Genomic DNA, 20098 nt, shown 5'->3' with positions numbered 1-20098 from the left:
CTTGAGAAGGGCGTCGGGGGTTAAAGCCCGTACTCTTCCTTCACCGCTTTTGTCAGCTTGCGCCGCGTCAGCTGATACGATTCCTCGAGCATATCGAGAACTTCCTCGTCCGACAACTTTCCGTTCAGTACGACTGTGTTCCAATGCTTTTTATTCATGTGATAGCCGGGCAGGACGGTACCAGGATAGGTTTCCCGAGTCAGCCACACCGTGTCTGGGTCCGCCTTCAGATTGACGCTCGGTATGCCTTCGGTTGTGCCGAGCAGGGCGAACATTTTATTGCCCACGAACAGCACCGGGAGCCCCGGGTCGAATGGATAACGCAGGGACGTTCCCGGCTTGGACAAGCCGCGGGAGGTTAATTGCTCGTGATTCATAGCGTCTCGACTTCCTCTCAAAGTTCGTAAGTTCAGCATATACGAAGAGCCTGCATAAGAAAAGGCCGAGAATGATAGAAACCGGAAACGGTAGACATTGCCGAAACGATCATGCTATCATGGTAACGAATCATGGACGGATATAAAGCAGTAATTTCATATAGGTAAAATCAGTTCAAAAAACAGGTTCCGGTCAGGGAGTGCAAATACTTGCGCACCCTGCCGGATTAAAAGGGAAGCCGGTGAAAATCCGGCACGGTCCCGCCACTGTAAGCGAGGAGCTTCCGCCTGCACGATGCCACTGTCTGACGATGGGAAGGCGCAGGTGAAGCGAAGAGACGCGAGTCAGGAGACCTGCCTGTTTGTTTGACGTCATGGTCTGCGAAGCTTCGCGGACATGGCGTGCAGTCACCGGTAAACCTACGAGGATAGGGAGGTGTACGCCGAACGGATGTGCCAGGATACGTATGACCGCATGCAGGTGTCTGCAACATTCTGCCGCAAGTCGACGTGCCATCGGCAATCTCCCTTTGTCGTCCAGCGTCTTCCTCTTTTCCGAGAGGGAGGCGCTTTTTTTGCGTTTCATCCGCTCCAGTATAAACAAGCCATCTATTCATTTGAAAAAGAGGGAGGAAGAAGAGGATGAGAGGAACATTGTCTGTCATCGGATTTGGTCCAGGCAGCTTCGAGCATATGACGCAAGCGGCCAGAGATGCGATACAAGATAGCGAGGTGATTATCGGGTACAACACGTACGTGGATCTGATCGCAGGGCTGCTGAGCGGCCAGCAAATCGTGCGAACCGGCATGACCGAGGAGGTCAGCCGGGCCCAGGAAGCTGTCAGGCAGGCGGAGGCCGGACGAAAGGTAGCCGTCATCTCCAGCGGAGACGCAGGGGTATACGGGATGGCCGGTCTCATCTACGAGGTGCTGATGGAGAAAGGCTGGAGGCGAGAGGACGGGGTTGCCGTGGAGATCATCCCTGGCATCTCGGCCATTAACTCCACAGGCTCATTGCTCGGTGCGCCGATTATGCATGATGCCTGCACCATCAGCCTCAGCGATCATCTGACCCCCTGGGATCTGATCATTAAGCGGGTCGAGGCTGCTGCTGCCGCTGATTTCGTCGTAGCCTTGTATAATCCTCGCAGCGGAAGACGAACGCGCCAGATCGTCGAGACGCAGCGTGTGCTGCTGCGCTACCGTTCGGCCGACACGCCGGTGGGAATCGTCAAGAGCGCTTATCGCGACCGGCAGGACGTCGTTGTGACGACGCTGGGCCGCATGCTGGATCACGATATCGGCATGCTGACGACGGTCATCATCGGAAACTCGGCGACCGTCGTCTACGACGGTCTGATGATCACGCCGCGGGGCTACCAGCGCAAATATACGCTCGGCGACGATATTCAGCCGCTGAAGCCGCATGAGCGGCTGCGTCCGGAAGCGGAGCCTTGGTCGCTGGAGGCCCGGCTGGGAGGCTCGCCTGCCCAAAGCTTGACGGAGGACGGCGCCGAATTATTATCCGCAGGCGGAAGCGTGCCGGTAGCGGAACGCGAGTCGGCGGCGAGCGGACTTGCTTCCGCAGCCACCCAGGCGGTGGCGTCCTCAGCTGTGGCGGAGTCGGTATCGCCGCTTGAGCTGGCGCTGGAGGCGTTGTGGCTGGTCGATGCCCGCCGTGGAACAGCGGCAGAGCCCGCACGGCTAGAAGGAACGGGTACGACGGAGGCGCCTTGGCTTCTGCAGAACGCATTTCGAAGGCAGGAAATTCTGGAGTTCGCCGTCAGCCCGGGGCTGGCCGAGAAGAAGCTGACCAGCGCTCAGCTGACGCTGCTGGCCGATGTGGTCGGCGAGGACGGTTCGATTGAGTATACGCCTCATCATCAGTGGCTCGTACGCATCGTCACCGGAGATCCCGGCGAAGCCGTCAGTCGGCTGAAGGAAGCCGGGCTGATGCTGGCTCCGGTCGGCGACGTCGCGCAAATCAAGGCTTGCGATTTCTGCGATATGGAAAAGGTGGATTCGGTGCCGTATCTGGAGGAGCTGCACAACCGCATCGGCGGGATGAAGGTGTCCAAGGAGCTGCGCATCGGATTCAACGGCTGCGGCATGGCTTGCTATGGGGCGGTCAAGGATGATATTGGGATCGTCTACCGTCGCCAAAGGTTCGACCTGTTTTTGGGCGGCAAGACGGTCGGGAGAAATGCTCATGCCGGCATTCCCGTAGCCGAAGGCATCGACCCTGAGAAGCTGGTGGAAACCGTAGAGAAGATCGTGCGCAGGTATGCGGACGAAGCGCATCCGAACGAGCGGTTTCATAAATTTTTCAATCGCGTCAAGGAGCTGGAAGGCTACCGTTACCGCGAACTGCCTGTTTTTCAAATCGAGAACGCCCTTTGTGGCGATTAATAAGGAGACCGGAATATGGATGCATTACTGTTTGTCGGACATGGAAGCCGCGATCCGGAAGGAAATGAAGAGATACGCGAGTTTGTCAAGGCGGTCGAGCAGAAGCTGGACGTGCCGATCGTCGAAACATGCTTTCTGGAATTTGAGCGTCCGACCATGCGGGACGGATTCGCAGCCTGTGCCCGGCGGGGGGCTACCCGCGTGGGGGTTGTACCGATTACGCTGCTGGCGGCAGGTCATGCAAAGCTGCATATCCCGGCGGCGATCGATGAGGCCAAGGCGGCTTATCCGGCCATCCGCTTTCATTATGGTAGGCCTATCGGCGTGCATGACTTGTCGCTGGACATTTTGCAGTCGCGGTTGGCCGAGTCGGGAGTCGACGGACTGGCAGCGGAGCCGGATACGGCCTTGCTTCTGATCGGCCGCGGCAGCAGCGATGCGGATGCCAATAGCGATTTGTTCAAAATATCTAGGCTGCTGTGGGAGCGGCTTAACGTTCGGTGGGTGGAGACGGCTTTCATAGGGGTCACGGCGCCGCTCGCCGATGAAGGGGTGGAACGCTGTGTTCGGCTCGGAGCCAAGAAGATCGTGCTGCTGCCTTACTTTTTGTTTACAGGCGTTCTCATCAAAAGGCTGGAGCAGCTGAAAGAAACGTTTGCTGCCGCATATCCGGAGCTGGAGCTCGTGCTGGCCGATTATTTCGGGTTTCATCCGAAGCTTCAGGACATTCTGCGCGAGCGGGCGCTGGAGGCGCTTCAGGGCGAGGTGAAGATGAATTGCGACATGTGCCAGTTCCGTCTGGAGGCGATGAAGCACCATCACCACCATCACGATCACGATCACGGCCACGACCATGACCACGGACATCATCATGGACATGAGCATGCACACGAGCATGCGCATAGCCACGATCATGAGCATACGCATAGCCACGATCATGAGCATACGCACAGTCACGAGCATGCGCACAGCCACGGTCACGAGCATGTACATAGCCACGATCATAAGCATACGCACAGCCACGCGCATTCAGAGCATGAGCATCACGAGCGGGACAAGAAGGGCGAGCCGGGTGGCGGAAACGAAGGTTCGACCCGACCGGCGGACGCAAGCCGGGAAGCGGCGGCAACCAAGGAGGTATCCTTATGATCCTCGTCATGGCGGGAACGAGCGACGCCCGGGAGCTAGCTGCCCGGATCAGCAAGGCGGGCTTCGACCTGCTGACCACCGTCGTAACCGATACGGCGGCCAAGAGCTTGTCCGAGGTCGGGCTGCCTGTCCAGGTGGGCAGACTGCCCGAGGCAGCGCTCGTCCGCCTTATCCAGGAAAGAGGAGTTCGGGCTGTCGTCGATGCGACCCATCCATTCGCCGAGGAGGCCTCGCGCAATGCAATGGCGGCGGCACAAGCAGCCGGCGTCCCCTATATCCGTTACGAAAGGGAGCATGGAAGCTACTCCTCGCATCCCAAGCTGACCTTCGTGGACGACTATGAGCAGGCTGCCGAGTTAGCCGCTTCGAAGCGCGGCGTCATTTTTCTCGCGACCGGCAGCAAGACGCTTCAGGTGTTCGCCGAGAAGCTGATCGGCTTGCCGGATACGACGCTGGTGGCGAGGATGCTGCCTCGCAAGGACAATATGGAAAAATGCGAGCAGCTCGGCATCGAGCAAAAATATATTGTGGCGATGCAGGGCCCCTTCTCCAAGGAAATCAACCGGGCGTTCTACCTGCATTATGGCGTAACCGTGCTTATTACCAAGGAGAGCGGTCAAGTGGGGGCGGTCGAGGAGAAGCTGTCGGCCGCGCTGGAGATGGGCATCGATACGATCGTCATAGGTCGTCCGCAGCTGGACTACGGGCTTGTATTTACCGATTATGCCGGCGTGATCGCCGAGTTGAAGAATAAGGTGCAGGAGGTGCATGGCTAATGGATTTTCAGACGGAATTCAAACCGCTGACCGTTCAGCCTCAGGAGATTGAGGAGAAGAGCTTTGATATAATCTCCGAGGAATTCGGTCCGCATGATTATCCCGAGGAACAGTACAAGGTGGTACAGCGCGTCATACACGCGTCCGCGGATTTTGAGCTGGGACGCAGTCTGGTGTTCCATCCCCATGCGGTGCGTGCCGGGATTGAAGCGATCCGTCAGGGACACCCGGTCATCGCGGATGTGCAAATGGTGCAGGTCGGCATCAGCAAGCCGCGCCTTGAGAAGTTCGGCGGCGATGTCCGCGTTTATATTTCCGACCCGGATGTGATGCAGGAGGCGAAGCGCTTGAATACGACGCGTGCCATTATCGCCACCCGCAAGGCCGCGCGTGAAGCGGAAGGGGCCATCTATGCGATCGGCAACGCGCCGACGGCGCTTCTGGAGCTGATCCGGATGGTCAAGGCTGGCGAGGCTCGTCCAGGACTCATCATCGGGGTACCGGTCGGGTTCGTATCGGCCGCCGAGTCCAAGGAGGAGCTGCTTAAGCTCGACGTGCCGTTCATTACAAACGTGGGCCGCAAGGGCGGAAGTCCGGTAGCCGTGGCTACGGTCAACGCGCTGTCGCTGATGGCGGAACGGTCAGGTTAACCGCGATGGCGCAGGCTGCTGGAGACAATGGGGAAGCAAAGCCGCTGCGTCACGGATACACGACGGGAGCCTGCGCAACCGCCGCCGCCCAAGCGGCGCTGGAGGCGCTGATTAGGCAGGAGCCCGTGGAAGAGGCGACGATTCGGCTGCCGGTCGGGCAGGACGCGACGTTCGCGATCGTCCGCTGCGCCTTCGAGACGGATAGGGCGAGCGCGGAGATTATCAAGGACGGAGGCGACGACCCGGACGCGACGCACGGCGCGAGAATTATAAGCGAGGTGTTCTGGACGGAGCAACCGGGGATCGAGATCGACGGCGGCGTCGGCGTAGGGCGCGTGACCAAGCCGGGCTTGCCCGTCGAGGTGGGACAGGCGGCGATCAATCCAGTCCCGCGCAAGATGATCCGCGAGGCTGTGAAGGCGGTCCTCCATCGGTTCGATATGCTCCATCGGGGGGTTCGCGTGGTCGTATCCGTGCCGGATGGCGAGGAGATTGCCAAGAAGACGCTGAATGGCAGATTGGGCATCCTTGGCGGCATATCCATCCTGGGCACCCGAGGAACCGTCGTTCCCTTCTCGACCGCCGCCTATAAGGCGAGTGTAGCGCAGGCGATCCGGGTTGCGGTCAAAAGCGGCGTACGCCATATCGTGCTGTCTACAGGAGGCCGGACCGAGAAATACGGCATGGAGCTGTACCCGGCGCTGCCCGAGGAAGCATTCGTCGAAATGGGCGACTTCGTCGGCTTTGCCGTGCAGCAATGCGTTCGGCAGGGAATCAGCCGGATTACGCTGATCGGGATGATGGGCAAGTTCTCCAAGGTAGCTCAAGGCGTGATGATGGTGCACTCCAAGAGTGCGCCGGTTGACTTCGGATTTCTAGCCGGGCTGGCCCGGGAGGCGGGCGCCTCTGAAGAGACGCTGATCGAGATCCGAGAGGCGAATACGGCCGCTCAGGTAGGCGATATGATGCAAACGCAGGGTAACCGGACATTTTTTGAGCGAATGGGCTCGTATTGCTGCCACGCTCTGCTGAGAGAGGCCGGACGGGGGATGGACCTGCAGGAAGGGACATTGGACAGCAGAGGGGCTGGGGACGAGATGAGGGAAACGGCAGAGGTAGAGACGGTCATTATCTCTATGAAGGCCGAGCTGCTAGGGCGGTCGAGCTGGACAGGATCGTCCGACAGGAAGGAGAAGGAAGAAACATGAGCCATTCCATTACCGTGATTGGCGTGGGCGATGACGGCAAGGCGGGCCTTCCGGCCTCCTATCTGGAGCGCATCGAGCGCTGCGGAGTATTAGTCGGAGGGGAGAGGCAGCTGTCTTTTTTTGAAGACAGTCCGGCGGAGAAGGTATCGATAAAGAACGGCCTCTCCGGGCTGGTTGCAAGGCTGGAGCAGGAGGTACGCGATACGGTCGTGCTGGCTTCAGGCGATCCGTTATTTTATGGCATAGGCGGATATTTGTCCGGCAAGCTGCCCGGACGGGTATGCGTATACCCGGCGGTAAGCTCGCTTCAGCTGGCATTTGCCCGAATAGGGGACAGCTGGCAGGATGCGGTGGTGGTCAGCCTGCACGGCCGACCGATCAAAGGATTGGCTCAGCGTCTGGACGGCAAGCGCAAGGTGGCGCTGCTGACCGATGAGGTTAACCATCCCCCGGCTATTGCCGGCTATTTGCTCGAGTTCGGCATGACGGAGTATGAGGTGTTCGTCGGGGAGCATCTGGGCGGGGAGCAGGAGCGTACCGGCTGGTATGGCGTGGAGGAGCTGGCCGGTATGGAGGCTGCCTTCTTCGCTGCGCTGAATGTCATGGTGCTGCGTGTAAGACGTGACGCTGACAAGCCGGCGGAGTGGACGCTGGGTATCGACGATGCCGAATTCGCTCAGCGCAAGCCGGATAAAGGGCTTATTACAAAGCGGGAGGTCCGCGTGCTCAGTCTGGCGGCGCTCGGGCTCAAGCCGGACAGCATCGTTTGGGACATCGGCACCTGCACCGGCTCGGTCGCTATCGAAGCCGCCCGTTTATGCAGGGAGGGGGCTGTCTATGCGATGGAGAAGAATGAGGGGGACCTTGCCAATGCGGCGGAAAACTGCCGCAAGTTCAGAGCCGACCTCACGCTGGTTCATAGCAAGGCGCCGGAAGGACTAGAAGCCTTTCCCGACCCGGATGCCGTGTTTATCGGCGGCAGCGGGGGCGAGCTGCGCGAGCTGCTGGCGCTTTGCTGCTCCCGGCTGCGCCCGGGCGGGACCATCGTCTTGAATGCGGCGACGATCGAAAATTTATCGGCTGCCCAGCAGGCATTTTCCCAAGAGGGCTTCGCCACGGATATTACGCTCGCCCAGCTTGCTCGCAGCAAGCCGATCCTGGACATGACCCGATTCGAAGGGTTGAATCCGGTCTATATCATAGCGGCGCGGCGCAATTGAATTAACGTTATAACTGGACAAGACGGAGCAGATGAAGCCCGCTCATCCAGGTTCAATATGGACTATGAAAGGAAGCTATGGCATGACAAAGCTAGGCACGTTGTATGGACTGGGGGTAGGGCCCGGAGACCCGGAGCTGATCACGGTAAAGGCATTCCGTCTGCTGAAGCAATGCCCCGTCATCGCTTTTCCGAGGAAGAAATCGGGAGCCAAGAGCTACGCGCTCTCGATTACGGAGCTTTATGTGGATACCCGGGAGAAGGTGATGCTCGGACTGACCTTCCCCATGACGAAGGATCGGGAAGCGCTGGAGAAGCATTGGAACAAAACGGTCGAGACGGTATGGGGATATTTGTCCCAGGGACAGGATGTCGCGTTTGTGACCGAAGGGGATACGATGCTGTACAGCACTTATATTCACCTTATGCGCCTGATGAAGGAGCAGCATCCCGAAGTAGAGGCTGTCTCGGTCCCGGGCATCTCATCGGTGATCGCCTCGGCGTCCCGGCTTGGCCTGCCGCTTGCGGATGGAGACGAGCAGGTGGCGATCGTGCCGGCAACGGATGATTACGAGGCGATGCGGAAGGCGCTGGAGACGCATGATGCCGTCGTGTTTATCAAGGTGGCGAAGGTCATCGATCTGATGCTGCGCGTGCTGGGCGACCTTGGGTTGACGGAGAAGGCGTCGGTATTGACGAAGGTCACATCGGAAGAGGAGCAGATATGGCGTGATGTCACCGAGCTTGCGGGGCGCGAGCTGGAATATTTGACCTTGATGGTGGTGAGAAAATGAAAATATACATGATCGGAGCGGGGCCGGGCGATCCGGACCTCATTACCGTCAAGGGATTGAAGCTGCTCCAGGAGGCGGATGTCGTTCTGTATACCGACTCGCTCGTGAACCCCGAGCTGATCGCGAAGGCCAAGCCCGGTGCGGAGGTCATGCTGAGCGCGGGCATGAGCTTGGAGGAAATGGTAGACGTGATGTCCGATCGGGTGAAGGCGGGAAAAATGGTTGTCCGCGTTCACACGGGCGATCCCTCGATATATGGCGCGATCATGGAGCAGGCCGCTTTGCTGAAGCGGGAAGGGATTGACTACGAGGTCATCCCGGGCGTCAGCTCCGTCTTCGCCTCGGCGGCGGCCATCGGGGCTGAGCTGACGATCCCCGAATTGACGCAGACGCTTATCCTGACGCGTGTCGAAGGACGCACGCCGATGCCGGATAGGGAGCAGCTGCGCGATTTGGCGGCTCATCACTGCACCTTGGCGTTGTTCCTCAGCGCTACGCTGACGAAGAAAGTCATAAGCGAGCTGACCGAGGCCGGCTGGAGTCCGGACACGCCGGTAGCCGTCGTCCAGCGAGCGACATGGCCCGATCAGCTTATCGTGCGTTCGACGCTGGCGCGACTGGATGAGGATATGCGTGCGCATGGCATTCGTTCCCACGCGATGATATTGGCAGGCTGGGCGCTGGACCCGGAGATTCATGACCGGGATGAGTATCGCTCCAAGCTGTACGACAAGACGTTCACTCATCGCTTTCGTAAGGGAGTGAAGGAATAATGCAGGAGACGGATGCCGTGCAGTCCAAGACGGAAAGAAATACATCGGCGATCAGCGCAAGCGCAGGGCAGTTGGGGCGGCCTGTCGAAGCAGCGGAAGCAAGTGAAATCGCCTCAGGGAATCGCATCAAGCTGCAGGAGGGCGTCGTGCCGTCCATCCGCCGCACTGGGGACTATGCGATCGTGGCCATCACCAAGCACGGCGTAGAGGTGGCCAGGCGGCTGCAGACTTCCTTCGAAGGCGTGGCCGACGTCTACTACATGTCGAAGTTCGCCCGGGGAGACGAAGTGGCGCGTGGTATTCAGTTATTCGACGGGAGCGTGAGGCTGCTGTTCCCCGCCCTGTTTCCGGCGTACTCGGGCATCGTCTGCATCATCTCGCTCGGTGCGGTCGTACGGATGATCGCACCGCTGCTCGTGGATAAAAAGACCGACCCCGGGATCGTCGTCGTGGACGATAAAGGGGAGCATGTCATCAGCGTGCTGTCCGGGCATCTGGGCGGAGCCAATGAGCTGACGGGCGAGGTTGCGGCGGCGCTGAACGCCCGCGCGGTCATTACGACGGCTTCGGATGTGCAGAAGACGATTGCCGTCGATCTGTTCGGCCGGCGGTTTGGCTGGACATGGGAAAGCGCCGACAAGCTGACGGCGGTGAGCGCCTCGGTGGTCAATGAAGAGCGGGTGGCAGTCGTGCAGGAATCGGGGGAGCCGAACTGGTGGCTCCACGATACGCCGATGCCGGATAGTATCCGCGTATACGATCACGTGCGGGCCGCCCAGGCCGACCATCCGCAAGGCGCTCTGGTGGTGACGCACCGGCTGTTGGAAGCCGATGAGGAAGGCATCCTCGCGAATGGCGTGCTGTATCGCCCCAAGTCGATCGTGCTGGGGATCGGCTGTAACCGCGGGACGGAGGAAGCGGAGCTCGAGACGGTCATCCGCCGAACGCTGGAGGAGCTGCGCTTCTCGATCCGCAGTGTGAGGGCCGTTTGCACGATCGACCTGAAGAAGGACGAGGCCGGACTGCTCTCCGTATGTGAACGGAACGGCTGGCCGCTGGTCTGCTATACGGCGCAGGAGCTGAATGAGATCGCCATCGAGGAGCCGTCCGAAACCGTCTTCCGGTTTACGGGCGCTTACGGAGTCAGCGAACCTGCCGCCAAGCGGTATTCCGGCAATGACCGGCTTGTCCTGACCAAGAAAAAGAGCGGCAATGTTACCATCTCCGTCGCGTTGATGACCTATTCGTAACATACATACTTAGACACTTAGACACAGGAGGAATCCCGCAAATGGACAACAGGCAATCGGGGGCGGCCCGCAGTCTCGTTATTGCCGGAACCGGCAGCGGCGTCGGCAAGACGACGGTCACGCTGGGCATCATGGCGGCTCTGCGGCGAAGAGGCTTAGTCGTTCAAGGCTTCAAATGCGGACCTGACTATATCGATCCGACCTATCATAAAGCGGTCACCTCACGGCCATCCCGAAACCTGGACGCGTGGATGATGGGTGCGGAGGTCGTACGGGAGATTTATGACCGGGCCTCGGCCGATGCGGATCTGGCCGTCATCGAGGGTGTGATGGGGCTTTATGACGGCAAGGACCCGAAGTCGAATACGGGAAGTACGGCCGAGATCAGCGTGCTGCTGGACAGCGCGGTGCTGCTGGTCGTCAACTGTCAGAGCATGGCGCGCAGCGCCGCCGCTATCGTGAAGGGCTTCCAGCTGTTGGACCCGCAGGTGAAGATCGCAGCCGTCTTTGCCAACAAGGTCGGAAGCGAAAATCATTACCGGATCGTGAAGGAAGCGATTGAGCAGGAATGTGGCATACCTGTCGTGGGGTATATGCTGCGCAGCGACGAGCTGTCCGTGCCGGAGCGGCATCTCGGACTCGTGCCATCCATCGAGCGGGGCGAGCTGGACAGCTTCTACACGGCGTTGGCTGACCGCCTGGAGACGTGCTCGGATCTGGACCGTTTGCTGGAGCTGGCCGGCGTACCGGCGGACGGACCGCTTGCGGAGACGTCCGGGATACCATCGGGTACCGGTCCTGCGACGGGCTCGATGGTTGTCAAACGCCCTGCGTCTTCAGTCCGCTCAGGCAAGCCTGTATTGTTTGCGGAGCCGGCAAGGCGTTTCTCCGTTAAGCTGGCAGTGGCGAGAGACCCGGCATTTCATTTCTACTACGAGGAAAACCTGGAGCTGCTCCAACTGCATGGCGCCGAGCTGGCCTTCTTCTCGCCGCTCGCCGGCGAGCAGGTTCCATCCGATGCCGACGGGCTTTATATCGGAGGGGGCTTCCCGGAGGAGTTTGCCGGGCGTCTTGCCGAACAGACCGAGGTGGCTGAGTCGATCCGCCGCGCCATCTCCTCGGGCATGCCTACATTTGCCGAATGCGGCGGTTATATGTACTTGACCGAGTCGATCCGGGATACGAAGGGACAGAGCTACCCGATGGTAGGCATCGTACCCGGACAGGTGTCGATGCAGACAAAGCTGGCCGCGCTCGGATTGCGCGAGGTGACGGGATTGCGGGGCAACTATCTGCTGCCGGACGGCGAACGGGCCCGCGGACATGAGTTTCATTATTCCGTCTATGAGCCAGGGGAGGAGAAGCTGCCTCAGGCCTACGAAACCCAGGGGATGCGGGGACTTAAAACGGAAGGGAGCCTGCGCGACCGGTTAGTCGCCGGTTATACGCATCTTCACTTTGCCTCCAATCCCGGTCTGGTCCCGCGCTGGCTGGAGCTATGCTTGATGTATCAGGGAGAGCGGAAGCAGGAGGAAGGGCTCTAGCCGGAAAAAGGATAAAGGAAAAAGAAAGCAGGTAAACCGTCTTTCCAGGTAAATGGACAGACGGTTTTTCCTGCTGCGCCGTCCGTACCTACCTCTGCGCAGGCAATGCATAGCTCGTCATGCTCCGCATATATATCAAGATAATAGGCTAAATGACGATAATCGCGAGAATCGTACCGAGAAGGAGAGAGTCCTAATGGCAGGACAGGAGGATTAGGGAATGAAGGATACGACTTGGATAAAGGTTACGAGGCCGGGAAGGTTCGCCTCCTGGTTAAGCGGGGTTACCGCAGTGACGGGAATTTGGCTGATAAACGGGATCAAGCAGTCGGCGATCTTGTATGAGCGGACGCTTCTATTCCTGATGCTGTCGAGCCTGCTAATCGCTTCCGCGGGGCTGTTCGTCCTGCTGGCCGGGAGGCGATATACGCTGCTGATCGGAGACGACATGATCCTGGCCGGACGGAGGGCATACAAGCAAGCGGACATTACCGCGATCCGTCTGGAGGAAAATCGGAGAAGGATAGCGGTGAAGAGCAGGCATGGTTGGGGCTGGAGCGAAATGGCGTTTGCCCGTTCCCAAACTCCCGTCGTCATGACGGCCATGCAGAGATGGGCCGATCGGCATGGGATACCGCTGGAGCGGAGATAGCGCATAGAAAACCGGCAGCTGCAGGGAACGTCCTCGCTTTGGCAATGAACCTGCAACGGAGAGGCTCACTCCCAGGGCTTTGGCTTGGTTCTGGGCCTGCGGGACGGCGTGAGCTTCTGCCACCACTTGCGTCTTTGCTTGCTTTCCTGGTAAGTCCGCAGCTGCTGCATGACCAGCTTGGCGCGGTCCTCGTCCTTGAACTTTACACGTAAATCTTCGAACAAATTGTTGGATTCCATGGGTATCACCTGTCGTCGCAATGGATTCTAAGTTGAAATAAGAATGTATGTTCCCATTATAAGGCGTGCGGAAGGCATATAGCAAGAGCGGAAGTACAGAAAAGACGCAGATCAGCTTGAGCTGCCGCCTGCGCCTGTGCTTGTATCTGTGCTAATTACGGACTGGACTCGACCAACCTGTCCGTTCTGCAGCCTTACCTTTATACCATGCGGGTGTGTAGGAGAATTGGTCAAAATATCCTTGACGATTCCCCGTGTCGTTTTCCCGGTTCGCTGGTCCTGCTTCAGCACAATATCCACCTCGAGTCCGGGGCGAATCTGGCTGCGCTGCTGTCCGGCTTTATTCATCCTCTGCACTCCTTCCTGCTGTATCTTCTTGTGCCGAATGACGAAATCCTACGGCCATTCTAAGGACGGCGAAACCCTTCCTCCTGCAAATAGTGCACGGCTTCTTCATAAGTTTCGAAAGCCGACTCGAGATTAAGGCCGGCATACACGTACCACAGCTCATCCTCATGAACGAGCAGCAGGGTTTGGTTATCCGGGCCGTGCCAGCGTTCTTCGTCGTCCGCCGTGCCACTGACGGCCAGCTCTGCAGCCGACTTCGGGGCGAGCGATAAGATAGAAGCTTTGATCAGGGCGCGCAGCTCGTCTTCGCCATAATCGCGAATATTGACAAGCCCCCGGTCGTCGGTCTCCGCTTCGGCCAAGTGGCCGGCATAGACGAAACCATTTCCGTTGGGATGAAGATGATAAACGACGATTTTCTTATCGTAACCGCTGTTTTCATAATGATAATTGGCGCGACCGAGCGATACCTCTTTGCGCGTCAGCTCGGAGAAGGATTCGATCACCGCTTTTTTCTGTTCGTAGCTTAACATGGAAGAACCTCGCTTTTCGTAGACAATTAGGGTTTGGTTGATTATACCATAGAGACTCGGGTTCTCAAAAATGGTCGGGCAAGAAGCGGGCCGCAAGAAAATTTACGGTAACCGCTTTAATTGTCTGAATATTCGTACTATAATAGAATTATCCAGTAGCTTTCTATAAAGGGAGTGATGGCATATGAACGGACGGCCCATTCTACTTCTTTTTACCGGCACCGGCGGCTCAGGACGCAAATCGGTGGCCCGTCGTGTCGGGGAAGCCTTGCAGCTGACGGCGGTTGCTTCCTATACGACCCGCGAGCCGAGGAAGAAAGAGACTAACACGGATTTTTACCGGTTTATCCATGAAAGCGATTTCGAGAAGGCGGAGCAGGACGGCGAGTTTATCCAAACGGCCAAGATCAACCGGTATCGCTATGGGATCAAGCGGGCCGATCTGGAGGCTGCCCTCTCCTCCGAGTACGGCGCTTATCTTGTGTTGAACAAGGAAGGAACGGAACTGTTCAAACGCATGTTCGGAGCCCAGGCCGTGCGGATTTTCATTTATGTAAGCAAGCAGTCGATTCTGGAGAGGCTGACAGCGAGAGGTACTCCTTTCGAAGTGCTGGAGCGTTACATGGCCCAATACCCCGACGAGGTCTCTTACCGAAAGTCCTGTGAAATTGTGGTGGAGAACCTGGAGCTGGAGGCCACTGCGGCCAAGGTGCTGGAAGCCGTGCGCGCGAGCCTGCTCGTCACCTGAGCTTGCCGCCTCTTGCATCCTTGGCGGGGATTGCATATAATACTTGATAAATCCATACCGACCAAATGCATGGACGGAGAAAAGTAAGCAGTGCTTCTTCACAGGGAGGAACCGCCGGAGACTGAGAGCGGGACCGATGGAATCAGGCTGCCGAAGTTCGCTCCCGAGCAGTCCCTTGAAACCGCGGGCGATCTTGTCAGGTTGCGCGCTGCGGCAAGTAGAGGGTCCCGGTTTTCGAACCGTTATGTTCAATGAAGTAAGAAAGCGGACAGCGATTGTGCGTGTCTATAAGGCTTTCTAACAAGGGTGGTACCACGGCTTTTTCGTCCCTTATCCGGGAGGAAGGAGCCTTTTTTGCGTTGTCCAGGCTGAAGAGGCGGCCTTGTTTCGCATCAGGGACGGGGCGGGCTTCGGGAATGGGGCTTGCCGCTGTCTACTTACGACTTTATGAAGGGAGCAGGAACATGAAGGAACGTTTGTTGCAGTTGAAGGAAGAAGCCCTCGGCGAGCTGGCGGGTGTTCAAAGCCAGCAGCAGCTGAGTGAGCTGCGGATTAAATATTTGGGCAAGAAGGGCCCGCTTACCGAGATTTTACGCGGCATGGGGGCTTTGAGCGCGGAGGAGCGCCCGGCTATCGGCCTGGTGGTCAATGAGGTGCGCGGGGCGATCGAGGAAGTGATCGAGGCTAAGCAGGCTGCCTACAACCAGGCTGAGACGGAAGCCAGACTAGCCTCCGAGACGATCGATGTCACGTTGCCAGGCCGCCCGGCGGCACAGGGGGCGCAGCACCCGATCAACAAGGTGATCCAGGAGATCGAGGATATTTTCATCGGGATGGGCTATACGGTCGCCGAAGGACCCGAGGTGGAGCAGGATTACTACAACTTTGAAGCGTTGAATTTGCCCAAAAATCACCCGGCGCGGGATATGCAGGATTCGTTCTACATCACGGAGGATATCCTGATGCGCACGCAAACCTCGCCCGTGCAGGTACGGACGCTTGAGAAGAGCAAGGGCCGCGTGCCGATTAAAATTATTTGCCCGGGCCGCGTATATCGCCGCGATGACGACGACGCTACGCATTCCCACATGTTCACTCAGATCGAAGGCTTGGTCATCGACCGCAACATCCGCATGAGCGATCTCAAGGGGACGTTGCTTCGCTTTATGCAGGAGCTGTTCGGCGAGCAGACGAAAATTCGGATGCGTCCGAGCTTCTTCCCCTTCACCGAGCCTAGCGCGGAGGTCGATGTGACTTGTGCCATGTGCGGCGGCAGCGGCTGCCGGGTGTGCAAGCATACGGGCTGGCTGGAGATTCTCGGCTCCGGGATGGTGCATCCGCGCGTGCTGGAGATGGCCGGGTACGATCCGGAGGAATATAACGGCTTCGCATTCGGTCTTGGAGTCGAGCGGATTGCGATGCTCAAATACGATATCGAAGATATTCGGCATTTCTATACGAACGATCTGCGCTTCCTGAAGCAGTTCGTTCACTTGTAAGGGAAGGGGCGAGAACAAGCGATGAATGTATCTTATCAATGGTTGGCTCAGTATGTGGACATAGCGGATTATACGGCTGGGGAACTGGCGGAGAAGCTGACACGCAGCGGCATCGAGGTCGATATCGTGGAAAGCCGCAACAAAGGCGTGACCGGCGTTGTCGTCGGCTACGTCACTTCCAGAGAAAAGCATCCGGATGCGGATAAGCTGAGCGTGTGCAAGGTGGATGTAGGCACAGGCGAAGAGCTGCAGATCGTGTGCGGGGCGAAAAATGTGGACGCAGGTCAGAAGGTGCCTGTGGCGACGGTCGGAGCGAAGCTTCCGGACGGGCTTGTGATCAAACGCGCAAAGCTGCGCGGCGTGGAATCCCAGGGCATGATCTGCTCCGCCAAGGAGCTGGGCCTGAACGACAAGCTGCTGCCGAAGGAAATTCAGGAGGGGATTCTCGTGCTGCCGGCCGATACGCAGGTAGGCGAGAGCATTCTGGATGTGCTCGCGATCAACGATGAAGTGATGGATCTCGACCTGACGCCCAACCGCTCCGACTGTCTCAGCATGCTGGGGACCGCTTATGAGATAGCGGCCATCTTGGGCCGGGAGGTTCGTTTGCCGGACAGCGAGTCGGGACTTCGTGACGCAGAGGCTTCGGTGAAGGCGGCAGACCGGATTTCGGTAGAGATTACCGCCAAGGATGCTTGCTCTCACTACGCTGCCCGCTTGATCGAAGGCGTGAAGGTAGGTCCGTCTCCGCTCTGGCTGCAAAACCGGCTGATGGCGGCCGGAATTCGCCCGATCAGCAATATCGTCGATATTACGAATTACGTCATGCTGGAGTATGGACAGCCGCTGCACGCATTTGACGCGGACCGGCTGGAGAACGGCCACATCGACGTTCGCTATGCGCGGGAAGGCGAGACGCTTGAGACGCTGGATCATATCGAGCGCAAGCTGGAGCCACATATGCTGCTGATCACGGATGGCACGAAGCCGGTCGCACTGGCCGGAGTGATGGGCGGCGCGAACTCCGAGGTTACGGACGGGACGTCCCGCATTTTGCTGGAATCTGCGAAGTTTGACGGAGTGACGGTCCGCAAAACAAGCCGTCAGCTTGGTCTGCGCTCCGAAGCCTCGCTTCGCTTCGAGAAGGAAGTGAATCCCGAAGCCGTTATCCCGGCGCTGGATCGTGCTGCTGCTCTGATCGCGGAGCTGGGCGGCGGACAGGTCGCTTCCGGCTTGGTCGAGGCAGTCGCAAGCGAGCATCGCCCTGTGCAAATTGAAATCACAGCCAGCCGGATCAACACGTATCTGGGTACGAGCCTGTCGGTGGAAGAGATCACCTCCATCCTCGGACGCCTGAACTTTACGGTAGAGCCGCTGGAGCATGATGGATTGCTCGCTCATGTGCCGAGCCGCCGCGGCGATATTACGCTCGCTGTCGATCTGATCGAGGAAGTGGCCCGTCTGTACGGCTACGACAACATCCCGACGACGCTCATGAACACGGAGACGACGCCGGGCTCGCTGACGCGGGAGCAAGCGATCCGCCGGACGGTGCGCCGTCTGCTGAACGGCAGCGGGCTGCATGAGGCGATTACCTACTCCTACACGCATCCCGACCACATCGCAGCGTTTCCCGGCATCTACCGCGATGCCAAGCCGGTGGCGCTTGCTATGCCGATGAGCGAGGAGCGCAGCGTGCTGCGGACCAGCCTCGTTCCGCATCTGATCGATGCGGCGGTGTATAACCGCAATCGGAATAACGACGATGTAGCCTTGTTTGAAATTGCTCCTGTATTTTTAACGGACGAATCGAGATTGACCCGGCAGCCGGAGGAAAAGCTGCTGCTCTCCGCTCTGTTGACCGGGAAGCGAAGCGAGCTGCACTGGACGGGCAAGCCGGGGAATGTGGACTTCTACGATCTGAAGGGCCTATTCGAGAGCGTCATCTCTTATCTCGGCATTGAGGGCCTTCGTTATGTGCAGGCGCAGGTAGAAGGCTTTCACCCGGGCCGGACGGCTGCGATCGAGGTCGAGCTGGACGGTGCGCGCCGTGTGATCGGCACGATCGGCCAACTGCATCCTGCCCTGCAGCAATCCAAGGATCTGGACGATACGTATGTGCTGGAGGTCGAGATGGATGCGCTGACGAAGCTGGCCGCCGCCCGCTTCACTTACAGCCCGCTGCCCCGGTTCCCTGCGATCTCACGCGATATGGCTTTGGTAGTTGATCGCGGGATCGCGGTCGGCGATCTGATCGCCAAGGCCCAGGAGACGGCCGGCGAGCTGCTGGAGTCGATCCAGGTATTCGATATTTACACGGGAGAGCGGGTCGGCGAAGCCAAGAAGAGCGTGGCGATCGCCCTGGTGTACCGGACGGCCGACCGCACGTTGACCGACGAGGAAGTAAGCGAGCTGCATGGCCGGGTTGTAGCGGCGCTCGAGGCCACCTACGGGGCGGAGCTGCGCAAGTAGGAAGGCCCTCCTAGACCCTTATAGAAAGCGGAAGATAGGTTCAAGATTAGAACTTATCCTTCGCTTTTTTTGTACGCCCATGGCCTATTGACGGAAGGTTGTATCCATTGATTATTCAAAATAGTCAGTGTTATACTAGGGTATGTTTTCTTGCTGGGAGGGTTTTCGTTATGGGCATCCATTTCATGCGTTTACGTTAATTCAAGCGAGTCCTTTTTTTTCAGTCTGTTCGAAAATTCAGGATGATTCAAGTTTATTTGTGCTGCTTGTATTAACGAATACGATGAATGAGGTGGAAGGTTCATGGTGGATAAGAGTATAACGAATAAAGTAGACAGCTTGCTCTCGCTTGCAAGTGACCATGGGATCGAGGCGGACCCGGCCGACGTAAAGATCAACGAATCGGGTTTGGATTTTTACGCCGTATTCGCTCGAGCCAAGGATGGGATCCCATGGGTGCTGCGGGCTCCACGCCGCGATGATGTAGTGGAATCGGCTGCTTATGAGAAAAAGGTACTGGACCTGATTGCTGGCAAATTGCCTGTAGCCGTGCCGAACTGGCAGGTGCATACGCCTGAATTGATCGCTTATCGGAGACTGGAAGGCTCTCCGGTTGCTACTATAAATGCAGAGAAGAGCAATTACGATTGGTATATTGACCCCAAAGCTCTGCCTGAACGTTTCTTCCAAACCTTAGCTGAAGCTATGGCCGCGCTGCACGCTGTTGACCATAAGGAAGCTTCTAGAGCCGGGGTGCGCGTTAAGCAGCCGGATCAGGTGCGAAGATCGCTATCGGACAGGATGAATGAAATAAAACGAAGCGTGGGGGTTTCGGCAGCGTTATGGGACCGCTGGCAGCGATGGCTTGCGGATGAAACGTATTGGCCGCAGCATTCGTCGCTCGTACACGGCGACCTTCATCCGGGCCATATCGTAGTAAACTCAGCCGGGGAGGTAACCGGCCTGCTGGATTGGACGGAGGCAGAGGTAGCCGATCCGGCAATCGACTTTACCATCCAATACACCTTATTCGGAGATTCCGGGCTGGCCGACTTAATTGACAAGTATAAAGAAGCCGGCGGACAGGTCTGGCCGAGAATGCAGGAGCATATCGTCGAGATGACGGCGGCCTATCCTTTGCTTATCGCGGCCTTTGCCTTGAAGTCCGGGTTGGAGGAGTATATGGTTATGGCCAGAAACGCTCTTGGCGTCGATGAGCAGGGGGAAGAGCTCCCGACATCATAACCTAACAACGTTTCGCCATAAAAGGTGCGATAACGGAAGAAGACGGGGCCGTCGCTCAAGTCATCGATGTGACTTGAGCGACGGCCTTTAATTCGTTCAATTCAGACACTGAGGGCTTGGTAATAATTTCCGTCATTTGTATATCGCTTCCCTTGACAATTCATGGCCAGAGGCAGCAGGAAAAGCGATTCTCCGTATCGAATAGTTGAGGAT

The 20098-nt window shown here is 58.1% G+C and carries 19 protein-coding genes and 1 riboswitch; of the genes, 15 read left to right on the top strand and 4 right to left on the bottom strand.

The window, feature by feature from the left end; all coding sequences use genetic code 11:
- Positions 1-20 precede the first annotated feature (20 nt).
- Entirely contained in the window at positions 21-377 is a 357-nt protein-coding gene (locus tag GSF01_RS08370) for an MmcQ/YjbR family DNA-binding protein (protein WP_159882775.1), read from the bottom strand.
- A gap of 167 nt (positions 378-544) precedes the next feature.
- Positions 545-753: riboswitch (cobalamin riboswitch) on the top strand.
- Positions 754-1019: 266 nt separating this feature from the next.
- On the opposite strand from GSF01_RS08370, the gene cobJ reads away from it, so the two are divergent.
- The 11 genes from cobJ (at position 1020) to GSF01_RS08315 (ending at position 12801) form a co-directional block, all read left to right on the top strand.
- Positions 1020-2786, top strand: coding sequence for a precorrin-3B C(17)-methyltransferase (cobJ, locus tag GSF01_RS08365; protein WP_159882773.1), 1767 nt, complete (start codon positions 1020-1022; stop codon positions 2784-2786).
- Between the two features lie 15 nt (positions 2787-2801).
- On the top strand, positions 2802-3935 hold the full coding sequence (locus GSF01_RS08360; RefSeq protein ID WP_159882771.1) for a sirohydrochlorin chelatase: 1134 nt from the start codon (positions 2802-2804) through the stop codon (positions 3933-3935).
- Positions 3932-4711 (top strand): precorrin-6A reductase, encoded by a 780-nt coding sequence (gene cobK, locus GSF01_RS08355; protein ID WP_159882769.1) that lies wholly within the window; start codon positions 3932-3934, stop codon positions 4709-4711. Before GSF01_RS08360 ends, cobK begins: the two co-directional genes overlap by 4 nt.
- Positions 4711-5361, top strand: coding sequence for a precorrin-8X methylmutase (locus GSF01_RS08350; RefSeq protein ID WP_159882767.1), 651 nt, complete (start codon positions 4711-4713; stop codon positions 5359-5361). The genes cobK and GSF01_RS08350 overlap by 1 nt, the downstream gene beginning before the upstream one ends.
- Before the next feature lie 5 nt (positions 5362-5366).
- Positions 5367-6569, top strand: coding sequence for a cobalt-precorrin-5B (C(1))-methyltransferase (locus GSF01_RS08345; RefSeq protein ID WP_159882765.1), 1203 nt, complete (start codon positions 5367-5369; stop codon positions 6567-6569).
- Positions 6566-7789 carry a precorrin-6y C5,15-methyltransferase (decarboxylating) subunit CbiE gene (gene cbiE, locus GSF01_RS08340; RefSeq protein WP_159882763.1) on the top strand — a complete coding sequence of 408 codons (1224 nt, stop codon included), beginning with the start codon at positions 6566-6568 and terminating at the stop codon, positions 7787-7789. The genes GSF01_RS08345 and cbiE overlap by 4 nt, the downstream gene beginning before the upstream one ends.
- A gap of 82 nt (positions 7790-7871) precedes the next feature.
- Entirely contained in the window at positions 7872-8582 is a 711-nt protein-coding gene (gene cobI, locus GSF01_RS08335; RefSeq protein WP_159882761.1) for a precorrin-2 C(20)-methyltransferase, read from the top strand.
- Complete coding sequence (gene cobM / locus GSF01_RS08330) at positions 8579-9355, top strand: precorrin-4 C(11)-methyltransferase (protein WP_159882759.1); 777 nt, start codon at positions 8579-8581, stop codon at positions 9353-9355. Before cobI ends, cobM begins: the two co-directional genes overlap by 4 nt.
- A complete protein-coding gene (locus tag GSF01_RS08325; protein WP_159882757.1) occupies positions 9355-10605 on the top strand; it encodes a cobalt-precorrin 5A hydrolase in 1251 nt (416 codons plus the stop codon). The genes cobM and GSF01_RS08325 overlap by 1 nt, the downstream gene beginning before the upstream one ends.
- Before the next feature lie 41 nt (positions 10606-10646).
- Positions 10647-12149 (top strand): cobyrinate a,c-diamide synthase, encoded by a 1503-nt coding sequence (locus GSF01_RS08320; RefSeq protein ID WP_159882755.1) that lies wholly within the window; start codon positions 10647-10649, stop codon positions 12147-12149.
- A gap of 220 nt (positions 12150-12369) precedes the next feature.
- Positions 12370-12801 (top strand): hypothetical protein, encoded by a 432-nt coding sequence (locus GSF01_RS08315; protein ID WP_159882753.1) that lies wholly within the window; start codon positions 12370-12372, stop codon positions 12799-12801.
- Between the two features lie 65 nt (positions 12802-12866).
- On the opposite strand, the gene GSF01_RS08310 is transcribed toward GSF01_RS08315, so the two are convergent.
- The 3 genes from GSF01_RS08310 to GSF01_RS08300 all read right to left on the bottom strand — a co-directional run bounded on the left by GSF01_RS08310 (position 12867) and on the right by GSF01_RS08300 (position 13921).
- Positions 12867-13040, bottom strand: a complete 174-nt coding sequence (locus GSF01_RS08310; RefSeq protein ID WP_159882751.1) for a hypothetical protein — start codon at positions 13038-13040, stop codon at positions 12867-12869.
- A 111-nt stretch (positions 13041-13151) separates the two neighbouring features.
- A complete protein-coding gene (locus GSF01_RS08305) occupies positions 13152-13388 on the bottom strand; it encodes a YwbE family protein (protein WP_159882749.1) in 237 nt (78 codons plus the stop codon).
- A 59-nt stretch (positions 13389-13447) separates the two neighbouring features.
- Positions 13448-13921: a hypothetical protein gene (locus GSF01_RS08300; protein WP_159882747.1), complete on the bottom strand. Its 474-nt coding sequence runs from the start codon at positions 13919-13921 to the stop codon at positions 13448-13450.
- A gap of 184 nt (positions 13922-14105) precedes the next feature.
- Between GSF01_RS08300 and GSF01_RS08295 the strand changes: the two genes are divergently transcribed.
- From GSF01_RS08295 to GSF01_RS08280, 4 genes are all read left to right on the top strand, one after another.
- A complete protein-coding gene (locus tag GSF01_RS08295) occupies positions 14106-14669 on the top strand; it encodes a guanylate kinase (RefSeq protein WP_159882745.1) in 564 nt (187 codons plus the stop codon).
- Positions 14670-15133: 464 nt separating this feature from the next.
- Positions 15134-16168 (top strand): phenylalanine--tRNA ligase subunit alpha, encoded by a 1035-nt coding sequence (pheS, locus tag GSF01_RS08290; protein WP_159882743.1) that lies wholly within the window; start codon positions 15134-15136, stop codon positions 16166-16168.
- Between the two features lie 21 nt (positions 16169-16189).
- A complete protein-coding gene (gene pheT, locus GSF01_RS08285; RefSeq protein WP_159882741.1) occupies positions 16190-18640 on the top strand; it encodes a phenylalanine--tRNA ligase subunit beta in 2451 nt (816 codons plus the stop codon).
- Positions 18641-18943: 303 nt separating this feature from the next.
- Positions 18944-19885 (top strand): macrolide 2'-phosphotransferase, encoded by a 942-nt coding sequence (locus GSF01_RS08280; protein WP_159882739.1) that lies wholly within the window; start codon positions 18944-18946, stop codon positions 19883-19885.
- The last annotated feature ends 213 nt before the right edge of the window (positions 19886-20098 follow it).

This window comes from Paenibacillus puerhi, assembly GCF_009846885.1.
GTDB lineage: Bacteria > Bacillota > Bacilli > Paenibacillales > NBRC-103111 > Paenibacillus_G > Paenibacillus_G puerhi.
This window is presented reverse-complemented; position numbering and strand designations above follow the sequence as displayed.